This is a genomic window from Ramlibacter agri (genome assembly GCF_012927085.1).
GTDB lineage: Bacteria > Pseudomonadota > Gammaproteobacteria > Burkholderiales > Burkholderiaceae_C > Ramlibacter > Ramlibacter agri.
Genome location: NZ_JABBFX010000002.1, coordinates 18,344 through 44,492, shown reverse-complemented (window position 1 = coordinate 44,492; position 26,149 = coordinate 18,344). Strand labels below are relative to the sequence as shown.

The 26,149-nt window shown below is 69.4% G+C and carries 9 protein-coding genes; 7 read left to right on the top strand and 2 right to left on the bottom strand.

The features are described from left to right. Nucleotides 1-4 precede the first annotated feature (4 nt). From HHL11_RS18850 to HHL11_RS18820, 7 genes are all read left to right on the top strand, one after another. Entirely contained in the window at nucleotides 5-14,347 is a 14,343-nt protein-coding gene (locus HHL11_RS18850) for a tandem-95 repeat protein (protein WP_240980382.1), read from the top strand. Beyond that, nucleotides 14,344-16,821, top strand: a complete 2,478-nt coding sequence (locus HHL11_RS18845; RefSeq protein ID WP_169420128.1) for a PAS domain-containing sensor histidine kinase — start codon at nucleotides 14,344-14,346, stop codon at nucleotides 16,819-16,821. The genes HHL11_RS18850 and HHL11_RS18845 overlap by 4 nt, the downstream gene beginning before the upstream one ends. A 22-nt stretch (nucleotides 16,822-16,843) precedes the next feature. After that, nucleotides 16,844-18,757, top strand: a complete 1,914-nt coding sequence (locus HHL11_RS18840) for a putative bifunctional diguanylate cyclase/phosphodiesterase (protein WP_169420127.1) — start codon at nucleotides 16,844-16,846, stop codon at nucleotides 18,755-18,757. A gap of 92 nt (nucleotides 18,758-18,849) precedes the next feature. Next, nucleotides 18,850-20,673, top strand: coding sequence for an FAD-dependent oxidoreductase (locus tag HHL11_RS18835; protein ID WP_169420126.1), 1,824 nt, complete (start codon nucleotides 18,850-18,852; stop codon nucleotides 20,671-20,673). Then, nucleotides 20,670-22,490 carry a 2-oxoacid:acceptor oxidoreductase subunit alpha gene (locus tag HHL11_RS18830; protein WP_169420125.1) on the top strand — a complete coding sequence of 607 codons (1,821 nt, stop codon included), beginning with the start codon at nucleotides 20,670-20,672 and terminating at the stop codon, nucleotides 22,488-22,490. Before HHL11_RS18835 ends, HHL11_RS18830 begins: the two co-directional genes overlap by 4 nt. Continuing rightward, entirely contained in the window at nucleotides 22,487-23,542 is a 1,056-nt protein-coding gene (locus HHL11_RS18825; RefSeq protein ID WP_169420124.1) for a 2-oxoacid:ferredoxin oxidoreductase subunit beta, read from the top strand. The genes HHL11_RS18830 and HHL11_RS18825 overlap by 4 nt, the downstream gene beginning before the upstream one ends. Before the next feature lie 57 nt (nucleotides 23,543-23,599). Then, nucleotides 23,600-24,040, top strand: a complete 441-nt coding sequence (locus HHL11_RS18820) for a CBS domain-containing protein (protein WP_169420123.1) — start codon at nucleotides 23,600-23,602, stop codon at nucleotides 24,038-24,040. Here HHL11_RS18820 and rsxB read toward each other — a convergent pair. Continuing rightward, a complete protein-coding gene (gene rsxB, locus HHL11_RS18815) occupies nucleotides 24,037-24,687 on the bottom strand; it encodes an electron transport complex subunit RsxB (RefSeq protein WP_169420122.1) in 651 nt (216 codons plus the stop codon). The genes HHL11_RS18820 and rsxB overlap by 4 nt on opposite strands. After that, complete coding sequence (locus HHL11_RS18810; RefSeq protein WP_169420121.1) at nucleotides 24,684-26,048, bottom strand: polyhydroxyalkanoate depolymerase; 1,365 nt, start codon at nucleotides 26,046-26,048, stop codon at nucleotides 24,684-24,686. The genes rsxB and HHL11_RS18810 overlap by 4 nt, the downstream gene beginning before the upstream one ends. Nucleotides 26,049-26,149: the final 101 nt, after the last annotated feature.

Sequence of the window (26,149 nt, the reverse complement as noted above, 5' to 3'; positions counted from 1 at the left end):
CGTGATGCGCTGGCTCCGCCGCCTCCGTGAGGGCCGGGCCATGCGTCCGGTGCCGGTGGCGGAGCCCATGGAGCCGCGGCTGCTGTACTCCGCCGACATCGCGGCCGGCCTGGCGCTGGCGGCGAACGCCGGCAGCGCCAGCGAGGTGCGCACGCTGGACACGAGCGGCGAATACGCTTCCTCCACCGCGTCGAACGCGGACGTCCTCGCGGCCTACGCCGCCCTGGGGCTCACTTTCGAAGCGAACGAAGGGCAGGCCGCGCCTGGCGTCGATTTCGTCGCCAACGGCAGCGGCTACGGCATCGAGCTCTCGAACGGCAACGCGCAGCTCTCGCTGGTGACCGACAGCGGGACGCAGTCGGTGACGCTGACCCTGGACGGCGCCCGTGCCGATGCCAGCGCGCAGGGCGAGCAGCAGCTGGACACCCGCAGCAACGTCATCGTCGGCAGCGACTCCTCGCAGTGGCACACCGACATCGCCAACTATGGCGCCGTCGTGTACCACCAGGTCTACGAAGGCGTCGACCTGCGCTACTACGGCACGCAGCGCCAGCTGGAATACGACTTCGTGGTGGCGGCCGGCGCCGATGCCAGCGCGATCAGCCTGCGCTTCGACGGTGCCAGCCAGGTGTCGGTGGCCGACAACGGCGACCTGGTGCTGCAGGTGGCCGGCGGCAGCCAGGAGGTGCGCTTCCGCGCGCCGGTGAGCTACCAGCGCAACGACGACGGCAGCCTGCAGGCGGTGGCGAGCCGCTACGAGCTGCGCGACGACGGCAGCATCGGCTTCGTGCTGGGCGACTACGACCACGCGCGCCAGCTGGTGATCGACCCGGTGCTGGACTACGCCACCTACTTCGGCAGCGGCAACGTGGACAGCGCCACGGGCATCGCCGTCGATGCGGCCGGCAACGTGTACATCACCGGCCGCACCGCCGGCAGCGACGGGCCTCTCGGCAACGCCATCGGCAGCAGCGCGGGCAACGGCGACATCTTCGTCGCCAAGCTGAGCGCCAACCTTTCGAGCATGGTCTACGGCACCCGCATCGGCGGCAGCGGCGACGAGCAGGGCAACGCGATTGCCGTCGACGCCAGCGGCAACGCCGCCGTGACGGGCTGGACCAAGTCCGGCAACCTGCCGCTGGTGAACGCCGACGACAGCACGCTGGCCGGCACGCAGGACGCCTTCGTGCTGAAGCTCAATGCCGCCGGCAACGCGCTGGTGTTCAGCACCTACTTCGGCGGCAACGGCGCCACCGATTCCGGCAACGGCGTCGGCTTCGACGGCAGCGGCAACGTGTATGCGACGGGCGAGGCCTCGGACAACGGCCTGCTGTCGCCGGTGCTGACCTTGCTGTTCGGCACTTCCGACAACGCCTTCGTCAACAAGTACAGCGCCAGCGGCACCGCTGTCTACCAGCAGTTGCTGGGTGGCAGCAGCAACGACCTCGGCACCGGCCTGGCGGTAGGCACGGGCGGCGACGTCTACGTGGTGGGCAACACGCAGTCGGGCAACATGGGCATGACGGGCGGGCAGCAGACCGCGCTGTCCGGCTCCAGCGACGGCTTCCTGGCGCACCTGGACGCCAGCGGCAACACGCTTTACTCCACCTACGTCGGCAGCACCGACAACGACTCGCTGGCGGCAGTGGCCATCGACGGCAGCGGCAAGGCCTACGTGGTGGGCGAGACGCGGGTGCGCTCGTCGATCGTGTTCACCACGACGACCGGCGCCTACATGACGGGCGGCCTGGGCAACAACCACGACACCGGCTTCCTGCGCGTCTACGACACCAACCTCACCGGCGCGTCCTCGCTGCTGTATTCCAGCTACATCGGCGGCTCCAACGTGGACACGCCGACCGGCGTGGCGTACTCGCGCGGCAGGGTGGTGATCGTCGGCCAGGCCGGGTCCACCAGCGATTTCCCGCTCACTTCCGACGCCGCGCAGAGTACGAACCCGGGCTCGGCGATGTTCCTGCTCGTGCTGAACCCCGCCGGCGGCGGCACGAGCGACCTGAAGTACGGCACCTTCTACGGCTCGGGCATCACCGCCGGCGGTGTCGCGATCTACGGCAATGAGGCTTACGTCGCGGGCGCGATCACCACCACCGGCTATGCCACCGGCGGCAGCTTCCAGACCGGGCGCAACGGCAGCAGCGACGCCTTCGTCGCCGCCTTCACGGTGCTGGACAACCAGGCGCCGGTGCTGTCCGGGGTCGTGCAGCCGGCGGCCATCGACGAGGACAGCCGCGGCAACGGTTTCCTGGTGTCTTCGCTGATCGCCGGCATGGTCACCGATGCCGACACCGGCGCGGTGCAGGGCATCGCGCTGGTCGCTGCCAACACCACGCATGGCAGCTACGAGTATTCGCTGGATGGCGGCACGACCTGGACCGGCGTCGGCGCCGTTTCCGGCAGCAGCGCGCTGCTGCTCGCGGCCGACAGCCTGACGCGGCTGCGCTTCGTCCCGGACGCCGACTGGAACGGCAGCGTCACGGGCGCGCTGACGCTGCGCGCGTGGGACCGCACCTCGGGGATGGCCGGCGCCAAGGTGAACATCGCGGTCACCGGCGGCACCAGCGCCTTCAGCGCCGCCACCGCCACCGTCACGGCGGCGGTGAACCCCGTCAACGACCCGCCCGTGCGCACCGGCGGCACGGTGGCCAACCTGACGATCGCCGAGGATTCGTCGGCTGCCAACCTGGGCTTTGGCGGCCTGCAGTACGGCCCCGGAGGCGGCTCCGACGAGAGCGCGCAGGTCCTCACCTACACGGTCACGGCGGTGCCGTCCTCGGCCCTGGGAGACATCGTGCTGGCCAATGGCAGCACGGTGGTGACCGCAGGCAGCGTCTACACGCTCAACGAGCTCAAGAGCATGAAGTTCCGGCCGGCTGCCAATGCGAATGGCGGGCCGGCCACCTTCTCGTGGACGGTCACCGACGATGGCGGGGGCAGCGACACCCTGGCGGAGTCGCTGACGATCACCGTCACGCCGGTCAACGACGCGCCGGTGGCCAACGACGACACGCTGGCGGCGACCGAGGACACGCCCGTCACTTTCGCCGCGGCCCAGCTGCTGGCCAACGACACCGACGCCGAGGGCGATGCGCTCAGCGTCTACAGCGTGAGCAGCGTCAGCGGCGGCACCGTGGTGCTCAATGCCGACGGCACGGTCACCTTCACGCCGGGCGCCAACTTCAACGGCGTGGCCACCTTCAAGTACAAGTCCAGCGACGGCACCGACAAGTCGCAGCAGGCGACGGTGAGCGTCAACGTGGCGGCCGTCAACGACGCGCCCGTGCGCACCGCCGGCGCCGCGAACAACGTGAACGTCACCGAGGGCTCCGGGCTCACTTCGCTGGGCCTGGCCGGCCTGGCCTACGCGCCGGGCGGCGGTAGCGACGAAGCCGGGCAGACCCTCAGCTACACCGTGACCAGCGTGCCCGCGGGCGGCGTGGGTCGCATCGTGCTCGCTGACGGCACCACTACGGTGGTGGCAGGCAACAGCTACACGCTGGCGCAGATCCAGGGCATGCAGTTCCTGGCGGCGTCCGTCTCCAGCGGCAGTGGCACCTTCAGCTTCGCGGTGAAGGACAGCGGCGGCACGGCGAACGGCGGCGTCGACACGCTGGCGCAATCGCTGGCAGTGACGATCACGAACCAGGCGCCGGCGCTGGACGGCGTCAACGCCATGGGCATGCTGGAGGACGCGAGCGCGAACAGCGGCATGCTGGTGGCGGACCTGGTCAGCGGCCACGCCAGCGATCCGCTGAACATGCGGGGCGTGGCGATCACCGGAGCGAGCGACCCGCACGGCAGCTGGCAATACAGCCTGGACAGCGGCGCCACGTGGACCACGATCAGCGGCGTGAGCGACAGCCAGGCGCTGCTGCTGGGTGCGGATGCCAGCACGCGCCTGCGCTTCGTGGCGCAAGCGGACTGGAACGGTACGGCCGGCGGCCTGACGCTGCGCGCATGGGACCAGAGCACGGGCACGGCAGGCACGCTGGCCGACACCACGGCCAACGGCGGCAGCACCGCATTCAGCACGCAGGTGCAGGCCGCGGCGATCACGGTTCTGCCGGTCAACGACGCCCCTGAGCTCACGGCCGGCACCGTGGCCAACATCACGGCGCGCGCCGGCACGATGACCAGCCTGGGACTGGGCGGCCTCGCCTACGGTCCCGGCGGTGGCGCCGACGAAGCGGGCCAGGCCCTGACCTACACCGTGACGACCGTACCGCCCATCGCGCTGGGCACGCTGTTCCTGGCCGATGGCACGACGGTGGTGGGAGCGGGCTCCAGCTACACATTGGCGCAGCTGCAGGGCATGCAGTTCAAGCCCTTCACCGGCGTCAGCAGCGGCAGCGCGACCTTCGCCTTCACGGTCAAGGACAGCGGCGGCACGGCCAACGGCGGCGTCGACACGCTGGCGCAGTCGTTGACGATCACCGTCGCCAACCAGGCGCCCGCGCTGAATGGCGCGAACGCCATGCCGGTGCTGCTGGAGGACCCGGCCAGCAACCTGGGCATGGCGATCACCGACCTCGTGAGCGGCCAGGTCGACGACCCGGGCGGCAGCCACGGCATCGCGGTGATTTCCGCCTCCAGCGCCAACGGCACCTGGCAGTACAGCCGCGACGGGGGCGCCACCTGGCAGGACTTCAGCGGGGTGGGCATGACCACCGCCACGCTGCTGGCGGCCGATGGCCAGGCCCGGATCCGCTTCGTGCCGAATGCCGACTGGAACGGCAGCGCCGGCGGTCTCGTCTTCCGGGCCTGGGACGGCAGCGCCGGCACGGCCGGTGACACGATCGGCGACACCACGGTGGTGGGCGGCAGCAGCCCCTACAGCACTGAAACCGCCGAAGCGACGATCACGGTGCTGGCGGTCAACGATGCGCCCGTGCGCACCGGCGGCACGGTCGCGGACCTGGCCGTGTCCGAGGACAGCGGCTGCACGAGCCTGGGCCTGGGCAGCATTGCCTATGCGCCTGGCGGCGGCGCCGACGAAGCGTCCCAGGCCCTCAGCTACAGCGTGAGCAGCTTGCCGCCAGCGTCGCTAGGCCAGGTCACCCTGGCCGACGGCACGGTCGTGACTGCTGGCGGCTACACGCTGGCGCAGATCCAGGGCATGCGCTTCCTGGCGACTGCGAACGCGAATGGCGTCGCGACTTTTGTCTTCCAGGTGAAGGACAACGGTGGTGGCACCGACACGCTGGTGCAAAGCCTGCAGATCACGGTGGGCGCGGTCAACGACGCGCCGGTGCGCACTGCCGGCAGCGTGCCCGACCTGACGGTGGCCGAGGACAGCGGCGGCACGAGTCTGGGTTTGGCCGGCCTGGTTTACGGACCCGGAGGCGGTGCGGACGAAGCCGGGCAGACACTGACCTACATCGTGACGGCAGTGCCCACGGCGAGCCTGGGCCAGGTCACGCTGGCAGACGGCACGGTCGTGGGCACCGGCAGCTATACGCTGGCGCAGCTCCAGGGCATGCGCTTCGTGACGGCGGCCAACGCCAACGGCACGGGCACCTTTTCGTTCCTGGTCGACGACAACGGTGGCGGCACCGAGACATTGGCGCAGAGCCTGCAGATCGATGTGACGCCGGTGAACGATGCGCCGGTGCTGGCGGCGGGTGCGGTCGGCAACCTGAGCGTGGTCGAAGGCGCCGGCGCGACTTCGCTGGGCCTGGGCGGCGTGAGCTACGGGCCCGGCGGCGGCGCGGACGAAGCGGGGCAGACCCTCAGCTACACGGTCACCGCGGTGCCGGCGAGCGGCGTGGGTCGCATCGTGCTGGCCGATGGCACCACCACGGTGGTGGCGGGCAACAGCTACACGCTGGCGCAGATCCAGGGCATGCAGTTCCTGGGGGCGTCCATCTCCAGCGGCAGCGGCACCTTCAGCTTCGCGGTGAAGGACAGCGGCGGCACGGCCAATGGCGGGGTCGACACGCTGGCGCAGTCGTTGATGGTCAGCATCGTCAACCAGGCGCCGACGCTGGACGGCGTCAACGCGATGGCGCTGCTGGAGGACCCGGTCAGCAACGACGGCATGCGGGTGGCGGACCTGGTCAACGGCCACATCAGCGATCCCTTGAACGGGCGCGGCGTGGCGATCACCGGTGCGAGCGACCCGCACGGCAGCTGGCAATACAGCGTGGACAACGGCAGCACGTGGACCACGATCAGCGGCGTGAGCGACAGCCAGGCCTTGCTGCTGGGTGCGGACGCCAGCACGCGCCTGCGCTTCGTGCCGCAGGCGGACTTCAACGGCACGGCAGGCGGCCTGACGCTGCGCGCATGGGACCAGAGCACCGGCACGGCGGGCACGCTGGCCGACACCACGGCCAACGGTGGCAGCACCGCCTTCAGCGCCCAGGTGCAGACGGCCGTGGTCGACGTCGCGCCGGTCAACGACGCGCCCGTGCTCACTGCCGGCAGCGTCACCGACCTGATGGTGGACGAAGTCTCGACCACCGGGCTGGGCCTGGCCGGCGTGAGCTACGGGCCCGGCGGTGGTGGCTACGAAACCAGCCAGACGCTGACCTATACCGTGAACGTGGTGCCGGCCGCGGGCTTCGGCCGGATCGAGCTGGCCGACGGCACGCTGGTGGCGGCGGCCAGCAGCTACACGCTGGCGGAGCTGCAGGGCATGCGCTTCGTCGCGGCTGTCGGCGTGACCAGCGGCAGCGCCAGCTTCTCCTTCACCGTGCGGGACGACGGCGGCGTGCTGGATGGCGGCGCCGACACGCTGGCGCAAAGCCTGGCCATCCGCATCCAGAACAAGGCGCCGCAACTGTCGGGTGCGAATGCGCTGCCGGATGTGGCGGAGGACGCCACGAGCAACGCCGGCATGCGCGTCGCCGACCTGGTGGCCGGGCAGATCGCGGATCCCTCGAACGCCTATGGCATCGCAGTGATTTCCGCGAGCAATGCCAACGGCCGCTGGGAATACAGCCGCGACGACGGCACGAACTGGCAGGCCTTCAGCGGCGTGGGCGCAGCGACGGCGACGCTGCTGGCCGCGGATGGCCAGAACCGCATCCGCTTCGTCGCCGACGCGGACTGGAACGGCAGCGCCGGCGGCCTTGTGTTCCGCGCCTGGGACGGCAGCGGCGGCACGGCCGGCGCGCAGATCGGCGATGCGACGCTGGCCGGCGGCTCCAGCCCCTACAGCGCGCAGACGGCGGAAGCGCAGGTCGCGGTCCTGCCGGTGAACGACGCACCGGTGCGCACGGGCGCAAGCCCGGCCGACCTGGTGGTCGGCGAGGACAGCGGCAGCACGAGCCTGGGGTTGGGCGGCATCGCCTATGGCCCCGGCGGCGGCGCGGACGAGGCCTCGCAGACGCTCACGTATTCGATCACTGCCTTGCCGTCTTCGCTGGGGCAGGTGACGCTGGCCGACGGCACGGTGGTGGGCCTCGGCAGCTACACGCTGGCGCAGGTGCAGGGCATGCGCTTCGTCACGGCGGCCGATGCCAACGGGACGGGCACCCTCAGCTTCGCGGTGAAGGACAACGGCGGCGGCAACGATATGCTGGCGCAGAGCCTGCTGGTCACGGTCACCGCGGTGAACGATCCGCCGGTGCTTGTTGCTGGCGGCGTTTCGAATCTCACCCTGGCGGAAGACAGCGGCTCGACCAGTCTGGGCCTGGGCGCCGTGGCTTATGGTCCCGGCGGCGGCGCGGACGAAGCGGGGCAGGTCCTCACCTATGCTGTCACGGCCCTGCCGGCCTCGAGCCTGGGGCAGATGATGCTGGCCGACGGCACGGCGGTCACGGCGGGCCCCTACACGCTGGCGCAGATCCAGGGCATGCGGTTCGTCACCGCGGCCGACGCCAACGGCTCGGGCGCCTTCAGTTTCGCAGTGAAGGACAACGGCGGCGGGACGGACACCTTGGTGCAGAGCCTGCTGATCACGGTGACGCCGGTGAACGATGCGCCGGTGCGCACGGCGGGCAGTGTCTCGAACCTCACGGTGGCCGAGGACAGCGGGTCGACCAGCCTGGGGTTGGGTGGAGTGGCCTATGGCACGGGCGGCGGTGCCGACGAAGCGACCCAGACGTTGACGTACAGCGTCACCGCCTTGCCGTTATCGACCCTCGGCCAAGTCACGCTGGCTGACGGCACACTCGTGACGACCGGCAGCTATACGCTGGCGCAGATCCAGGGCATGCGCTTCGTCACCGCGGCCGATGCGAACGGCACCGGAACCTTCAGCTTCGCAGTGAAGGACAACGGTGGTGGCACCGACACGCTGGCGCAGAGCCTGTTGATCACTGTGACGCCGGTGAACGATGCGCCGGTGCGCACGGCAGGCAGCGTTGCGGACCTGACGGTCGGAGGAGACAGCGGCAGTACGAGCCTGGGCCTCGCGGGCCTTGCCTACGGCCCCGGTGGTGGCAGCGACGAAGCGGCGCAGACGCTGACTTACGCCGTGACCGCGTTGCCGGCTTCCACGCTCGGCCAGATCACGCTCTCGGACGGTACGGTTGTGACCACGGGAAGCTACACACTGGCGCAGCTCCAGGGCATGCGCTTCGTGACCGCTGCCGACGCGAACGGCGCGGGCACTTTCGGCTTCCAGGTTCAGGACAACGGCGGCGGCACCGACACGCTGGCGCAAAGCCTGTTGATCAACGTGACGCCGGTGAACGACGCGCCAGTGCGTACTGCGGGCAGCGTTGCGGACCTGACGGTTGCAGAAGACAGCGGCAGCACGGGCCTGGGCCTCGCGGGTCTCGCCTACGGGCCCGGCGGTGGCGCCGATGAAGCCGCGCAGACGCTGACGTACACAGTGACCGTGCTGCCGCCTTCGACGCTCGGTCAGGTCACGCTGGCCGATGGCGCGCTGGTCACGGCGGGAAGCTACTCGCTGGCGCAACTCCAGGGCATGCGCTTCGTCACGGCGGCCAACGGGAACGGTTCGGGGACTTTCAGTTTCCAGGTGCAAGACAATGGCGGCGGCAGCGACACGCTGGCGGAAAATCTGTTGATCAACGTGACGCCGGTGAACGATTCTCCGGTGCGCACGGCAGGCAACCTTGCGGACCTGACGGTTGCAGAAGACAGCGGCAGCACGAGCCTGGGTCTCGGAGCCCTGGGCTACGGCCCGGGCGGCGGCGCCGACGAGGCCGCGCAGACGCTCACGTACAGCGTGACGGCGCTGCCGCCGTCGACGCTGGGCCAAGTCACCCTGGCTGACGGCACGCTCGTGACGGCCGGCAGCTACTCGCTGGCGCAGCTCCAGGGCATGCGCTTCCTCACGGCGGCCGACGCGAACGGCAGCGGCACCTTCAGTTTCCAGGTCCAGGACAACGGTGGCGGCAGCGACACGCTGGTGCAAAGCCTGTTGATCAACGTGACGCCGGTGAACGACGCGCCGGTGCACACCGCGGGTAACGTTGCCGATCTCACAGTGGCCGAGGACAGCGGCTCGACGAGCCTGGGCCTCGGCGGCCTCGCTTACGGCCCCGGCGGCGGCACCGACGAGGCCGGGCAGGTCCTCACCTATGCCGTCACGTCCTTGCCGGCTTCGAGCCTCGGGCAGGTCACGCTGGCCGATGGCACCGTGGTGACGGCCGGCAACTACACGCAGGCGCAGCTCCAGGGCATGCGCTTCGTCACCGCCGCCAACGCGAACGGGGCGGGCACTTTCAGTTTCCAGGTGCAGGACAACGGCGGCGGCACTGACACGCTGGCCCAGAGCCTGCAGATCACGGTCACGCCTGTCAACGATCCTCCCGTGCGAGCCGCCGGCACCGTCTCGGACCTGACGGTGGCCGAGGACAGCGGGTCGACCAGCCTGGGCCTGGGTGGAGTCGCCTTTGGCACCGGTGGTGGCGCCGACGAAGCGAGCCAGGCGCTCGCGTACAGCGTTACCGTCTTGCCGCCTTCGACGCTCGGCCAGATCACGCTGGCCGACGGCACGCTCGTGACGACCGGCAGCTTCACGCTCGCCCAGATCCAGGGCATGCGCTTCGTCACGGCGGCCAACGCGAACGGCTCGGGGTCTTTCAGCTTCCAGGTGCAGGACGACGGCGGCGGCAACGACTCGCTGGCCCAAAGCATGCGCATCACCGTGACGCCGGTGAACGATGCGCCCACGCGTAGGGCCGGCAGCGTTGCGGATCTCACGGTGGCCGAAGACAGCGGCACCACGAGCCTGGGTCTCGGAGCCCTGGGCTATGGCCCGGGCGGCGGCGCCGACGAGGCCGCGCAGACGCTCACATACAGCGTGACGGCGCTGCCGCCGTCGACGCTGGGACAGATCACATTGGTGGATGGCACGATCGTGACGACCGGCAGCTACACGCTCGCCCAGATCCAGGGCATGCGTTTCAGCACCGCGGCCGACGCGAACGGGACGGGCAGCTTCAGCTTCGCCGTGAAGGACAACGGCGGCGGCACCGATACGCTGGTGCAGAGCCTGCAGATCACGGTGACGACCGTGAACGATGCGCCGGAACGGACTGCTGGGGCCGTTGCCGATCTCACGGTGGCCGAAGACAGCGGCTCGACGGGCCTGGGCCTGGGCGCCGTGACTTATGGCCCCGGCGGCGGCGCGGACGAAGCCGTACAGGTCCTGACCTACACCGTGACGGCCTTGCCGGCTGCGAGCCTGGGGCAGGTCACGCTGGCCGATGGCACCGTTGTGACGACCGGCAGTTACACGCTGGCGCAGCTCCAGGGCATGCGATTCGTGACCGCTGCCAATGCGAACGGTTCGGGCACTTTCAGTTTCCAGGTGCAGGACAACGGCGGCGGGACCGACACGCTGGTCCAAAGCCTGTTGGTCAACGTGACGCCAGTGAACGATGCGCCGGTGCGCACTGCGGGAAGCGTCGCGGACCTGACGGTGGCCGAAGACAGTGGTGCCACGAGCCTGGGCCTGGGCGCCGTGACTTATGGTGCCGGCGGCGGGGCGGACGAAGCAGGCCAGACGCTTACGTACAGCGTGACGACACTGCCGCCGTCGACGCTGGGCCAGGTCACCTTGGCTGATGGCACGCTCGTGACGACCGGCAGCTACACGCTCGCCCAGATCCAGGGCATGCGTTTCAATACCGCGGCAGATGCCAACGGCACGGGCACGTTCGGCTTCCAGGTGCAGGACAACGGCGGCGGCACCGACACGTTGGCCCAGAGCCTGCAGATCACGGTCATGCCTGTCAACGATGCGCCGGTGCGAACCGCCGGCACCGTCTCGGACCTCACGGTGGCCGAGGACAGCGGGTCGACCGACCTGGGCCTGGGTGGAGTCGCCTACGGCACCGGTGGTGGTGTCGACGAAGCGGCGCAGACGCTCACGTACAGCGTCAGCGCCTTGCCGGCTTCGAGCCTAGGCCAGGTCACGCTGGCGGATGGAACGACCGTCACGGCAGGCAGCTACACGCTCGCCCAGATCCAGGGCATGCGCTTCGTCACGGCGGCCAACGCGAACGGCTCGGGGACTTTCAGTTTCCAGGTGCAGGACAACGGCGGCGGGACCGACACGCTGGTCCAAAGCCTGTTGATCAACGTAACGCCAGTGAACGATGCGCCGGTGCGAACCGCCGGCAATGTGTCGGACCTGGCTGTCGCAGAAGACAGTGGCAGCACGGGCCTGGGCCTGGCGGGCCTGGCCTACGGCCCTGGCGGCGGCGCCGATGAAGCCGCGCAGACGCTGACGTACACAGTGACCGTGCTGCCGCCTTCGACGCTCGGGCAGGTCACGCTGGCCGATGGCACGCTCGTGACGACCGGCGGCTACTCGCTGGCGCAATTCCAGGGCATGCGCTTCGTGACCGCGGCCGACGCGAACGGCACGGGGACATTCAGCTTCCAGGTGCAGGATGATGGCGGCGGTACCGACACGCTGGCGCAAAGCCTGTTGATCAATGTGACGGCGGTGAATGATGCTCCGGTCCGTACCTCGGGCAGCGTTGCGGACCTCACGATCGCAGAAGACAGCGGAAGCGCGAGTCTGGGCCTCGGAACCCTGGGCTACGGTCCGGGTGGCGGTGCCGACGAGGCCGCGCAGACGCTCACATACAGCGTGACGGGGCTGCCGCCGTCGACGCTGGGACGGGTCACCTTGGCCGATGGCACGATCGTCACGACCGGCAGTTACACGCTGGCGCAGATCCAGGGCATGCGCTTCAACACCGCCGCCAACGCGAACGGTTCGGGCACTTTCAGCTTCCAGGTGCAGGACAACGGCGGTGGCAGCGACACGCTGGCGCAAAGCCTGTTGATCAACGTGACGCCGGTGAACGACGCGCCGGTGCGCACCGCGGGCAGCGCTGCGGACCTGACGGTCGCCGAGGACAGCGGCTCGACGGCCTTGGGCCTGACGGGCATTGCGTATGGTCCCGGCGGCGGTGCCGACGAAGCCGCGCAGACGCTCACGTACAGGGTCACCGCCTTGCCGCCTTCGACCCTGGGTCGGATCACGCTGGCCGATGGCACGCTCGTGACGGCCGGCAGCTACACGCTGGCGCAGATCCAGGGCATGCGGTTCAACACGACGGCGAACGCGAACGGCACCGGCACATTCAGCTTCGCAATCAAGGACGACGGCGGTGGCAGCGACACGCTGGCGCAGAGCCTGCAGATCACCGTCACGCCCGTCAACGACTCTCCCACTACCACCGCCGTCGGCTTGCCGCCGATCGCGGAGGACAGCGGCCCCGTCACCGTCAGCGCCGCGCAGTTGCTGGCCCACGCCGCCGACGTGGATGGCGATGCGCTCACCGTCCTCAACCTGTCCGCCAGTTCCGGCACGCTCGTCGACAACCGCGACGGCACCTGGACCTTCACGCCGGACCGCGACTTCAACGGCACGGTCGTCTTCGGCTACGACATCGGCGACGGCACGGCCACCATTCGCGGCAGCGCCTCGCTGGGCGTCACGCCGGTGCCCGACGCGCCCGTCGCCCGCGACGACAGCGTGGCCGCCACCGAGGACACGCCGGCCACGTACGGCGCCGCGCAGTTCCTGGCCAACGACAGCGATGCCGACAACGACCCGCTCGCCATCCAGGGCGTCACCAGCGGCCACGGCGGCGTCGCGGTTCTGAACGCTGATGGCAGCATCACCTTCACGCCGGAGCGCGACTTCAACGGCACCGCCTGGTTCACCTACCAGGTCGGCGACGGTACTGGCCTGTCCGCCTCGGCGACGGTGTCCGTGCAGGTGGCGCCCGTGAACGACGCGCCGGTGATCACCGGGGCCAGCCGCGACCCGATCGCCGTCTCGGTGCTGGAAAACACGAAGGCCGTCCTCACCGTGCAGGCCAGCGACGTCGACCAGCCGGTGCAGACGCTGGTGTTCTCCATCGGCGGCGGCGCAGGTGCGGGCCTGTTCGTCGTCGATGCGCAGACCGGCGCGCTGTCCTTCCGCGATGCCCCGGTGCAGGCCAGTCCGCTGGATGCGGGCCACGACAACATCTACGACGTGGTGGTGCAGGTGAGCGACGGTTCGCTCAGCGCGTCGCAGGCCTTCAGCGTCTCCGTCGGCGCGCAGGCGCCCGCACCGGCGCCAGCTCCCGCCCCGGCCCCTGCACCTGCACCTGCACCTGCACCTGCACCTGCACCTGCACCTGCACCTGCACCTGCACCTGCACCTGCACCTGCACCGGCTCCCGTGGACGGCATCACGCCCGCGCCCGCGCCAGCGCCCGCTGCGGCGGCGCCCGCACCGGCGCCTGCTCCCGCCACGCCCGGGCGCAGCACTGAAGCGCCGGCTGCAGCTCCGACGGCAGCCGCGCCGGCTCCGGCCGCCGCGCCGGGCCGGAACGTCGCCGCGGCCATCGCCGACCTCCTGGTCGCCGCGCCCAGCCCGCTGGGCGCGAACGCACCTGCCCCGGCGGCGGAGACGACTTCGCTGCTCGCCACGGGCAGCGCGGAAGCGGGCGTGCCTGCCTTCCGCGCCGTGGTGGTGGATCGCCAGAGCGGCGTGGAGCTGATCGCGCTGCAGTCCACCGACCTCAACCTGAAAGGCTTCGGCTTGTCGGCCAGCGGCGGCGGCCACACGGTGGACGAATTGCAGCGCACGCTGCGCTCCGCCGGCTTCACCGAGAGCCTGGATCGCCTGCGCGAAAGCACGCGCGACGGCCTGCAGCTGGAGCAGTCGGTGACGATCTCGGTGGCCGGCGTGTCGCTGGGCCTGTCGCTGGTGTACGTGCTGTGGCTGATCCGCGGCGGCGTGCTGATGGGAAGCTACCTCTCGGCGCTGCCTGCCTGGCGCATCCTCGACCCGCTGCCCGTGCTGGCGCGCTCCGACGAGGAATCCGAGGAAGACGACGAAGAACTGGCCGCGGGGCCCAGCCCTGGCCGCAATGCCCTGCGGGGATTCGAATGAAGCTGCTGAACACCCGCACCTACATCACCCTGGGCCTCGTGTCGCTGGTCAGCACCGCCTTGCTGGCCGCGTCCTTCCTGGGCCTGGTGCCGGACCGCAATGCCGCGGTCCGCGAGGGCCGCGTGGCCCTGGCCGAATCCCTGGCCGCGGCCAGCACCGCCATCCTGAGCAGCAGCGACCCGCGGCCAGTGGAGGACGTGCTGCGCTTCGTGCAGAAGCGCAATCCCGCGCTGCGCTCCATCGGCCTGCGCTCGCGCGAGGGCCGGCTCGTCATCGCGATCGGCGAGCACGCGCGCCAGTGGAAGGCGATGGACAGCGAGGAGGCCGGCGACTCGCAGATCCAGGTGAACCTGCTCGCCAGCGGCGAGCCCTGGGGCCAGCTGGAGCTGCGCTTCGAGCCGCTCACGCACCCCGGCCTGCTGGGCGTCGTGCATACGCCACTCGTGCTGCTGCTCGCTTTCTGCGCCGTGCTGTGCTTCATCGGCTTCCAGGTCTATCTCTCGCGCGTGCTGCGCCACCTCGACCCGGCCAAGGCCATCCCGGGCCGGGTGCGCTCCGCGCTCGATTCGCTGGCCGGCGGCCTGCTGGTGCTGGACCCCAAGCAGCAGGTGGTGCTGGCCAACGAAGCCTTCACGCGGCTGCTGGGACGCAGCAACGAGCAGCTGCTCGGTCGCTCCGTCGCGGACATCCCGTGGCTCGATGACGCGGGCCAGCCGCTGGCGCCTTCGGCCTTCCCGTGGACGGCGGCACTGGTCGACGCCAACGTGCAGCGCGACGCGCACCTGCGGCTGCGGGGCAGCGACGGCCGCGACCGCAGCTTCATCGTCAACTGCTCGCCGGTGCTGGGCGCCGGCGCCCGCCCGGGCGGTGTCCTGATCAGCCTCGAGGACGTGACCCTGCTCGAGGAAAGCCGCGTCGCGCTGCGTGGCGCACGGGACGAGGCCGAGGCCGCCAACCGCGCCAAGAGCGAGTTCCTGGCCAACATGAGCCACGAGATCCGCACCCCGATGAACGCCATCCTGGGCTTCACCGAACTGCTGCGGCGCGGCTTCGGCAAGAGCGAGCGCGAGTCTTCGCACTACCTGGACACCATCCATCACAGCGGCAAGCATTTGCTGGGGCTGATCAACGACATCCTCGACCTGTCCAAGGTGGAGGCCGGCCAGCTGCAGGTGGAGAAGATCGCCTGCGAGCCGCACGCGCTGGTGCAGGGCGCGCTGGCGGAGCTGGGTTTGAAGGCACAGGAGAAGGGCATCAAGCTGTCGCTGCGGCTGCTGACCGCCTTGCCCGAGCGCGTGCAGTCCGACCCCGCGCGCCTGCGCCAGGTGGTGCTGAACCTCCTGAGCAACGCGGTGAAGTTCACCGACAAGGGCGGGGTGGAGGTGGTGCTGTCCTGCAGCGGCTCGACCTACGCGATGGAGGTCAACGACACCGGCATGGGCATCGCCCTGGACAAGCTGGAGACGATGTTCGATCCCTTCACGCAGGCCGATGCATCCATCAGCCGCCGCTTCGGCGGCACCGGCCTGGGCCTGGCCATCAGCCGCCGGCTCGCGCGCGCGCTGGGCGGGGACATCGTGGCCACCAGCCAGCCGGGCGTGGGCACCAGCATGCTTTTCACCTTCGACGCCGGTGCGCTGCAAGGCGTGCCGCTGCTCGATGCCGCGCAGCTGGATGCGCGCTCGCAGGCAAGCCAGCCCGCCATGCGCCGCCGCTGGAAGATCCCGCCGGCCTGCGTACTGGTCGTCGACGACGGTCCCGAGAACCGCGAGCTGATCTCGCTGGTGCTGTCGGAGCACGGCCTGTGGGTGGAGGAGGCCGAGCACGGCGAGGCCGCGCTGGACAAGATGGCGCTGATGTCGGTGGACCTGGTGCTGATGGACATGCAGATGCCGGTGATGGACGGCTACGAAGCCACCCGCGAGCTGCGCCGGCGCGGCAGCGAGGTGCCGGTGGTGGCGCTGACCGCGCATGCGATGAAGGGTTATGAGGAGGAGGTGCTGGCGGCCGGCTGCACCGCCTACCTGACCAAGCCGGTGGACATCGACGTGCTGCTGCAGCGCGTGGCGCAGCTGCTGGGCGGCCATGCGCTGGACCAGGAAGCCGCGGCGCCGGTGCCCTCGGTCTTCGGCGAGCTGCCGGCGTCCGGCGAGGACCCGGTGGGCCCGGTGCGTTCGCGCTTTGCCGACAACCCCAAGCTGGCGCCCATCGTGCGCAAGTTCGCCGCCCGCCTGAAGGAGCAGCTGGGGCAGGCCAGCCAGGCGCTGGCCGGAGGTGACCTGCCGGAGGTGGAGCGGCTCGCCCACTGGCTGGCCGGCGCCGCCGGCACGGTGGGCTACGACGCCTTCACCAAGCCGGCCCGGGAGCTGGAAGCCGCCGCCAAGGCAGGCGATGCCGCGGCCGTTGAGGCGGTGCTGCAACGGATCGCCAATCTCGAGGAACGGATCGAGCTGCCGGAGGTGGCCGCCGCCTGATCGCGGGGCACAATTGGTTGCAATGACGACTTTTGAATCCACTCGTCCGACCGGCCCGCGTAGCGGGATGGACAGCGATGCGCCGACGGTGTTCGCTCCGGGTGAGGAAAAGCTCACGGAGCAGGCCCTCCGTGCGCTGTCGCCGCAGGAAATGATCTGGCGCCACCGCTCGGTGGCGGGGCTGGCCGAAGCCCTGATCATGATGGTGGACGACGAGCTGCTGAACATCGAGATGACCCAGGCCTTCCTCACCGAGGCCGGCTACAAGCACTTCGTCCACACCGACGACCCGCAGCTGGCCATCGCCATGCTGCGCAAGGAACACCCGGGCGTGCTGCTGCTGGACTTGAGCATGCCCAAGGTGAGCGGGCACGAGATCCTGGCCGAAATGCGCGAGGATCCGGTGCTGCGCCACGTGCCCGTCATCGTGCTGACCAGCAGCACCGACCCGCAGGTGAAGCTGCGCGCGCTGGCAGCCGGCGCGATGGACTTCCTGTCCAAGCCGGTGGACCCGAGCGAACTGGGCCTGCGCATCCGCAACACGCTGGCCGCCAGTGCCTACCGCGAGTACCTGGGCCAGCACGACGCGCTGACCGGCCTGCCGAACAAGCTGAGCTACCGGAAGGACGCGGCCATGATCCTGGGCGAGGGCCGCGCCGAAGGTAATTCGGGCGCCTTCCTGCACGTGGGTGTCGACGGCCTGGGCCGCATCAACGACGCGCTCGGGCGCGTGGTGGGCGACCAGCTGCTGCAGCGCATCGCCAAGCGTCTGGCCAGCTGCGTGCAGACCGAAGCCAACGGCGAGCTCAGCTCCGAGAACCGCGACCCCAAGCTGTACCGCTTCGACGGCGACGAGTTCGCGATCCTGGTGCCCTACATGGACGGTGTGCACAGCGCCGCCGCCTTCATCACGCGCCTGCTGGAGGACTCCACGGTGAGCTTCCAGCGTCCCGGCGCGCCGGAAGTCTTCGTCACCTGCAGCGTGGGCGTGTCGGTGTTCCCCACCGATGGCGGCGACGCCGACGTGCTGATGCGCAATGCCGGCCTGGCGCTGCGCCATGCCAAGCAGGCCGGCCCGCACCGCTACGAATTCTTCTCGCCGCGCTTCAACGAGCAGGCCCTGAGCCGGCTGGACCTGGCGGCGGAACTGCGCCATGCGCTGGCGCGCGACCAGGTCGAACTGCTGTTCGAGCCGCGCGTGGACATCGCCGCCGGCCGCCTGGTGGGCGCGCAGGCCAACCTGCGCTGGAAGCATCCCTCGGGCCGCATCGTCGAAGGCGACGAGCTGATGGACCTGGCCGGCACCTCCGAGATGGACGTGGCCCTCACCGAGTGGATGCTGGAGCAGGTGAACAAGCACACCCGCAACTGGAAGACGCTGGGCCTGCAGACCGTGCCGGTCGGCATCAAGGCCTCGCTGGCCCACATCCAGCTGCGCGACCTGATGCTGCTGGTGAACGCGGCGCTGACCGCCGGCATGGACCCGCGCCAGATCTCGCTGGAGCTGCAGCGCGTGCCGGAAGAGGGCGTGCCTGCGCGCGACGCCACGGCGCTGGGTGCGCTGCGCAAGCGCGGCATGCGGCTGGCCCTGGACCGCTTCGGCGCCTCGGCCTCGGTGGCGCAACTGCGCCGCCTGGGCTTCGACGAACTGAAGGTCGACACCAGCTTCATGCGGGACCTGGAGAAGGACCCCACGGTGCAGGCGATGCTGCTGGGCATAGGCGACCTCGCGCGGCGCGTGAAGCTGAACTGCGTGGCCACCGGCGTGGACAGCGCGCTGCAGGTCGCCTTCCTGCGCAAGAACGGCTGGGACCAGGCGCAGGGCCGCTTCTTCGGCGACTCGCTCGATGGCAACAATTTCGCGGCGCGCTGGCTGCCCCGCGTCGGCAAGCCGATGCGCGTGGCGGGCGCGGACGGCGCCCCGCATTCCGGCTGATAGAGGGCTTACCCGGAGAAGCAGGGGTCGGGCGACCGGCGTAGACTGGCCCGCGGCACAGCTCACAGTGCCGCCAGAGTCAGGAGGCCCCGTTGCAGCCGACGAACACCGCCGATCCCGCGTATTTCCACAAGGTCGTGGATTGCCAGTGGGCTTGTCCGGCGCACACCCCCGTCCCCGAATACATCCGCATGATCGCGCAGGGCCGCTACAGCGACGCCTACATGGTCAACTGGGTGTCCAACGTGTTCCCGGGCATCCTCGGCCGCACTTGCGACCGGCCCTGCGAACCGGCCTGCCGGCGCGGACGGGTGGAGAAGAGCAACACGGGTGACCCGGAGCCGGTCGCCATCTGCCGCCTCAAGCGCGTCGCGGCGGACCTGAAGGACGACATCCGCGGCCGGCTGCCACCGCGCGGCGCGCCCAATGGAAGGCGGGTAGCCTGCATCGGCGCGGGCCCCGCTTCGCTGACGGTCGCCCGCGACCTTGCGCCCCTTGGCTACCAGGTGACGGTGTTCGATGCCGAAGCGAAGGCTGGCGGCTTCATGCGCACGCAGGTGCCGCGCTTCCGGCTGCCGGAGGAAGTGATCGACGAGGAATGCGGCTACATCCTCGGCCTCGGCGTCGAATTCATTGCCGGCCAGCGCATAGCTTCGATGAAGGAGCTGCTGGCGCAAGGCTACGACGCCGTCTTCGTGGGCTGCGGCGCGCCGCGCGGGCGCGACCTCGAGCTGCCCGGGCGGCTCGAGTCGGCGTCGCACATCCACATCGGCATCGACTGGCTGGCTTCCGTGTCCTTCGGACATGTCAGCAGCGTGGGACGCCGCGTCATCGTGCTGGGCGGCGGCAATACGGCGATGGACTGCTGCCGCTCGGCGCGCCGCCTGGGCGGCACCGACGTCAAGGTGATCGTGCGCAGCGGCTTCGAAGAGATGAAGGCCTCGCCCTGGGAGAAGGAAGATGCCATGCACGAGGGCATCCCCATCCTGAACTACCACGTGCCGAAGACCTTCGTGCACGAGAACGGGAAGCTCACCGGCATGACCTTCGCGCTCGTGCGGGCCGAGTACGACAACACCGGCCGGCGCAACCTGGTGCCGACCGGCGAACCCGATGTCTTCTTCCCCTGCGACGACGTCCTGATCGCGGTGGGCCAGGAGAACTCCTTCCCCTGGATCGAGCGCGATTGCGGCATTGCCTTCGACAAGTGGGGCCTGCCGGTGCTGGAGCCGGCCACTTTCCGCTCCACCGTGCCCAATGTCTTTTTCGGCGGCGACGCCGCGCTGGGGCCGAAGAACATCATCACCGCCGTGGCGCATGGCCATGAGGCGGCCATCTCGATCGACCGCCTGCTGAACGGCGAGCCGCCGGGCCAGCGGCCGCCGCCCACCGTGAACCTGATGTCGCAGAAGATGGGCATCCACGAGTGGAGCTACGACAACGACACCTCGCTGGACGCGCGCTTCAAGGTGCCGTGGGCCAAGGCGGAAAAGGCGCTGGCCAGCATCCGGGTGGAAGTGGAGCTGGGCTTCGACGCCGCCACCGCCTTCCGCGAGGCGCAGCGCTGCCTGAACTGCGACGTGCAGACGGTCTTCAACCAGGACACCTGCATCGAGTGCGACGCCTGCGTCGACATCTGTCCCATGGACTGCATCACCTTCACCGGGGACGGCGACGAGAAGGACCTGCGGCAGCGGCTGAAGGCGCCGGCGCTGAACCTCGCGCAGGACCTCTATGTTTCCGGCGAGCTGAAGACCGGCCGCGTGATGGTGAAGGACGAGGACGTCTGCCTGCACTGCGGCCTGTGCGCCGAGCGGTGCCCCACCGGCGCCTGGGACATGCAGAAGTTCCTGTTCCAGTCGGCGCTGGCGGGAAGGCGCGTCGAACGGCAGCCGGAACCGGAGGCGCTGGCATGAACCGGATCGAAGCGGTCAACGATTTCGTCGTCAAGTTCGCCAACGTCAACGGCTCGGGCTCGGCCTCGGCCAACGAGCTGTTCGCCAAGGCCATCCTGCGCATGGGCGTGCCGGTGAGCCCGCGCAACATCTTCCCCAGCAACATCCAGGGCCTGCCCACCTGGTACGAGGTGCGCGTCAGCGAGAAGGGCTGGCTGGGGCGGCGCGGCGGCGTCGACATGATGGTGGCGATGAACCCGCAGACCTGGGACGCCGACGTGGCGGAACTGTCGCCGGGCGGCTACCTGTTCTACGACAACACGCGGCCGCTGCCGCCGGCCAAGTTCCGGCAGGACATCCACGTGATCGGCATGCCGCTCACCGAGATCTGCAACGCGGTCTACGCTGATCCGCGCCAGCGCCAGCTGTTCAAGAACATCGTCTACGTCGGCGCGCTGTCGGTGCTGCTGGAGATCGACCCCGCGGTCATCGAGAAGCTGTTCGGCGAGCAGTACCGCGGCAAGGAAAAGCTGCTGGCCTCCAACGTGCAGGCATTGCAGCTGGGGCGCGAGTTCGCGCAGGAGCACCTGCAGTGGCCACTGGGCATCCGCGTGAAGAAGGCGGACCAGGTGGGCGACCAGATCTTCGTCGACGGCAACAGCGCCGCGGCGCTGGGCTGCGTCTACGGCGGCGCCACGGTGGCGGCCTGGTATCCGATCACGCCGTCGTCCTCCGTCGCCGAGGCCTTCCAGCGCTTCTGCGGCCGCTATCGCGTGGACCCGGACACCGGCCAGCACCGCTACGCCATCGTGCAGGCCGAGGACGAGATCGCCTCCATCGGCATGGTGGTGGGAGCCGGGTGGAACGGAGCACGCGCATTCACGGCCACCTCGGGGCCGGGCGTGTCGCTGATGACGGAGTTCATCGGCCTCGCGTACTTCGCCGAGATCCCGGTGACCATCATCAACGTGCAGCGCGGCGGCCCGTCCACCGGCATGCCGACGCGCACGCAACAGGCCGACATCCTGTCCTGCGCCTACGCCTCGCACGGCGACACCAAGCACGTGCTGCTGTTCCCGGAAGACCCGCACGAGTGCTTCGACCATGCGGCGCAGGCACTGGACCTTGCCGATCGGCTGCAGACACCGGTGTTCTTGATGACCGACCTGGACATCGGCATGAACCAGCGCCTGTGCCGGCCCTTCGCGTGGAAGGAAGGCCAGGCCTACGACCGCGGCAAGGTGATGACGGCGGAGGAACTGGAGGCCGGCAAGGACTTCGGCCGCTACAAGGACGTGGATGGCGACGGCGTCCCCTGGCGCACGCTGCCGGGGACGCACCCCACCAAGGGCTCCTACTTCACCCGCGGGACCACGCGCGACCCGTATGCCCGCTACTCGGAGCGCGGGCCGGACTACGTCTACAACATGGAGCGGCTGCTGCGCAAGTTCGAGACGGCCGCCACGCTGGTGCCGCCGCCGGTGCTGCGGCGCGCCGAGCGCGAAACGCCGTACGGCGTGCTGTATTTTGGCTCCACCAGCCCCGCGATGCAGGAAGCGCTGGAGGTGCTGGCGGCGCAAGGTGTCGCGCTCGACGCGCTGCGCCTGCGCGCCTTCCCCTTCACGACTGCGGTGCGCGAGTTCATAGCCCGCCACGAGAAGGTGTTCGTGGTGGAGCAGAACCGCGACGCGCAGATGCGCAACCTGCTGATGAACGAGCTGGACATCGCGCCGCAGAAGCTGGTGAAGGTGCTGCACTACGACGGCACGCCGATCACGGCCCGCTTCATCACCGACGCCATCACCGCCCACGTGCAGGCCGCCCGGGAGACCGCATGACGTACATCGCCAAGCCGAAGCTGCATCACCCGACCCTGGAGACCAACAAGGTCGGGTACACGCGGCGCGACTACGAGGGGAAGATCTCCACGCTGTGCGCCGGCTGCGGCCACGACTCCATCTCGGCGGCCATCATCCAGGCCTGCTGGGAACTGGACATCGAGCCGCATCGCGTCGCCAAGCTGAGCGGCATCGGCTGCAGCAGCAAGACGCCCGACTACTTCCTCGGCGCCTCCCACGGCTTCAATACCGTGCACGGCCGCATGCCATCGGTGCTGACCGGCGCCAACCTCGCCAACCGCGAGCTGTTGTACCTGGGCGTTTCCGGCGATGGCGACTCGGCTTCGATCGGTCTCGGCCAGTTCGCGCATGCGATGCGGCGTGGCGTCAACATGGCCTACATCGTCGAGAACAACGGCGTCTACGGCCTGACCAAGGGCCAGTTCTCGGCCACGGCCGACAGCGGCAGCAAGAGCAAGAAGGGCGTCGTCAACAGCGACAGCCCCGTGGACCTGGTGGGCATGGCGCTGCAGCTGGGCGCGAGCTATGTCGCGCGCGGTTTCTCCGGCAACAAGGCGCAACTGGTGCCGCTGATCAAGGGCGCGATGACGCACGGCGGCGCCGCCTTCATCGACGTCATCAGCCCCTGCGTGGCCTTCAACAACCATCCGGGCAGCACCAAGAGCTACGACTACATCCGCGAGCACAACGAGGCGGTCAGCCGCATCGACTTCATCTCGCCACGCGAGGAGATCACGGCTGAGATGGAGCCGGGGCAGGTGGTCGACGTGCGCCAGCACGACGGCACCTTGCTGCGCCTGCGCAGCCTGCATGCCGGCTACGATCCCACCGACCGCTTCGCCGCGATGGCCTACATGCAGTCGCACCAGGCGCGCGGCGAGATCCTGACCGGGCTGCTCTACGTGGACCCTGTCGCGACCGATCTGCACATGGCCTTGAACACGACCGCTCGTCCGCTGAACGAGCTGGAAGCGGAGGACCTCTGTCCAGGGACGGCCGCTTTGGAGAAAATCAACGCTGCACTACGCTAACGAGATCGTCGTTGAACCGGCAGGGAGGCCGCCAGAACCCTCGAGGAGGGAAGCACCATGGCCGAGCGCACCGTATTCCAGTCCGTTCCCAAGAAGCACGTCCTGAGCGTCGGCCCGCAGGCCAGCGTGTACGAAGCCGCCTGTGCGATGACGCGCGTCAACTGCGGCAGCATCCTGGTGATGGAACCGCCGGACAAGCTGCTGGGCATCCTCACCGAGCGGGACCTGATGACCCGCGTGCTGGCGCGGGCGCTGGACCCGAAGAAGACGCTGGTGACCGAGGTGATGACGCCGCATCCGATCTGCGTGCCGCCCGAGACCAAGGTGTCGGACGCGGTGCTGACGATGCTCGAGCGCGGCTTCCGGCACCTGCCCATCGTCGGGCCGGGCCACAAGATCCTGGGCGTGTTCTCCATCCGCGACGCGCTGCCGCGCGAGATCGGCAACGCGCTGAGCCAGGCGGAATTCCACGAGCAGGTGAACGACGCCTTGGGCTAACCGCGCTTCGCGCGCGCGCGGGCCAGCGCGGCTTCGATCACCGAACGCTTGCGCGCCAGCTCCTCGCCTTCCGCGCCTTTCGTGTGCGCGGGCAGGTCGGCCAGCTTGGCTTCGGCCTTGCGCTCCAGGCGCTCGCTGTTTTCCGCCTCGGCGCGATGCTGGCGGAACACGTGGAACTCGTAGCGCTGCAAGGCTTCCTGCGCCTGGCCCGCTGACCAGGCGTCCCAGCCGCTGCGTTCGCCGGTCACGTTCTCGAGCGAAATGCAATCGACGGGGCAGACCGGCACGCACAGCTCGCAGCCGGTGCACCAGGGCTCGATCACCGTGTGCATGCGCTTGTTGCTGCCCAGGATGGCGTCCGTGGGGCAGGCGTCCAGGCATAGCGTGCAGCCGATGCACCAGTTCTCGTCGATGACCGCCAGCGTGCGCGGCCCTTCCGCGCCGTTGTCGGGGTTCAGGGGCAGGGCGGGGCGGCCGGTGAGCGCGGCCAGGCGGGCCACGCCTTCCGTGCCGCCCGGCGGGCACTGGTTGATCTGCGCTTCGCCATCCGCGATGGCCTGGGCGTAGCCGGCGCAATCAGGGTAGCCGCAGCGCGTGCACTGCGTCTGCGGCAGGGCGGCGTGCAGGCGCGCCGCCTGCGCGTTCATCGCTTGGCGGCGCGTGCCGTCTTCGTGCTCGCGCGCGCGCTGGCGCCGGTCTTGCGGGCTGCGGCCGTCGCGACGCGGCGCTTGCCGGCGGCCGCGGGTGTGTTGAACTGGGCGATGAAGTCGCGCACTTGCGGGTACACCACGTCGCGCCAGCGGCGGCCGCTGAAGATGCCGTAGTGGCCCGCGCCCTTCACCTCGATGTGCTTCTGGCGCGACTTCGGCACGCCGGTGCAGAGGCCGTGCGCGGCCTCGGTCTGGCCCGAGCCCGAGATGTCGTCCAGCTCGCCTTCGACGGTGAGGTGGGCGGTGGTGGTGATGTCCTCCGGCCGCACGCGCTCCAGTTCGCCCTCGGCGCTGAGCACGTCCCAGTTGCCGTTGACCAGGCTGAACTCCTGGAACACCGTGCGAATGGTCTCCAGGTAGTAGTCGGCGTCCATGTCCAGCACCGCGTTGTACTCGTCGTAGAAATGGCGGTGCGCTTCGGCCGACGCATCGTCACCGGCGATCAGGTGCTTGAAGTAGTCGTAGTGGCTGGACAGGTGGCGGTCGGGGTTCATCGCCACGAAGCCCGAGTGCTGCAGGAAGCCGGGGTAGACGCGGCGGCCGGCGCCCGGGAAGCTGGTCGGAACGCGGTAGATCACGTTGTTCTCGAACCATTCGTAGCTCTTGTTCATCGCCAGGTTGTTCACCGCGGTCGGCGACTTGCGGGCGTCGATGGGGCCGCCCATCATCGTCATGGTCAGCGGGGTGGGCTCGCCGCGGCTGGCCATCAGCGACACCGCGGCCAGCACCGGCACGGTGGGCTGGCAGACGCTGATGACGTGGCAGTTGCCGTATTCGCGCTGGACGTGGCGGATGAATTCCTGCACGTAGTTGACGTAGTCGTCCAGGTGGAACTCGCCGTCTTCCAGCGGCACCATGCGCGCGTTCTTCCAGTCGGTGATGTAGACCTTGTGGTCATGCAGCATCGAGCGGACGGTGTCACGCAGCAGCGTGGCATAGTGGCCCGACAGCGGCGCCACCACCAGCACGGCCGGCTGCTCCTTCAGCTTCTTCAGCGTGGCCGGGTCGTCGGTGAAGCGCTTGAAGCGGCGCAGCTCGCAGAAGGGCTTGTCGACCTCGACGATCTCGTGGACGACGACGTCGTGGTCGTCCACGCTCAGCGTGCTGATGTTGAAGGCCGGCTTCTCGTAGTCCTTGCCCAGCCGATAGAGCAGGTCGTAGCCGGCGGACAGGCGCTGCGCGAAGGGATGCTGGCCGAAAGGCGACAGCGGGTTGCTATACAGCTTGGATGCCGCCTGCGCGAAGTCCGCAAAGGGCTCCATGAGCGAGCGATGGGCTTCGTAGATTTGGTAGAGCATTGGTATTCGCTGTTGTTGCAGTGCAATATAGCAGCCGGGTGCAAAGCGTGTTCAGGTAGAACTACGGATGAGCAGACGTGCTTGAAGAGTACATGGAAGTC

Excerpts from the sequence above, each read along its gene's own strand:
- HHL11_RS18840 (WP_169420127.1), top strand. The coding sequence starts at position 16,844 with ATGACGACTTTTGAATCCACTCGTCCGACCGGCCCGCGTAGCGGGATG.
- HHL11_RS18825 (WP_169420124.1), top strand. The coding sequence starts at position 22,487 with ATGACGTACATCGCCAAGCCGAAGCTGCATCACCCGACCCTGGAGACC.
- HHL11_RS18845 (WP_169420128.1), top strand. The coding sequence starts at position 14,344 with ATGAAGCTGCTGAACACCCGCACCTACATCACCCTGGGCCTCGTGTCG.
- HHL11_RS18820 (WP_169420123.1), top strand. The coding sequence starts at position 23,600 with ATGGCCGAGCGCACCGTATTCCAGTCCGTTCCCAAGAAGCACGTCCTG.
- HHL11_RS18850 (WP_240980382.1), top strand. The coding sequence starts at position 5 with ATGCGCTGGCTCCGCCGCCTCCGTGAGGGCCGGGCCATGCGTCCGGTG.
- rsxB (WP_169420122.1), bottom strand. The coding sequence starts at position 24,687 with ATGAACGCGCAGGCGGCGCGCCTGCACGCCGCCCTGCCGCAGACGCAG.
- HHL11_RS18830 (WP_169420125.1), top strand. The coding sequence starts at position 20,670 with ATGAACCGGATCGAAGCGGTCAACGATTTCGTCGTCAAGTTCGCCAAC.
- HHL11_RS18810 (WP_169420121.1), bottom strand. The coding sequence starts at position 26,048 with ATGCTCTACCAAATCTACGAAGCCCATCGCTCGCTCATGGAGCCCTTT.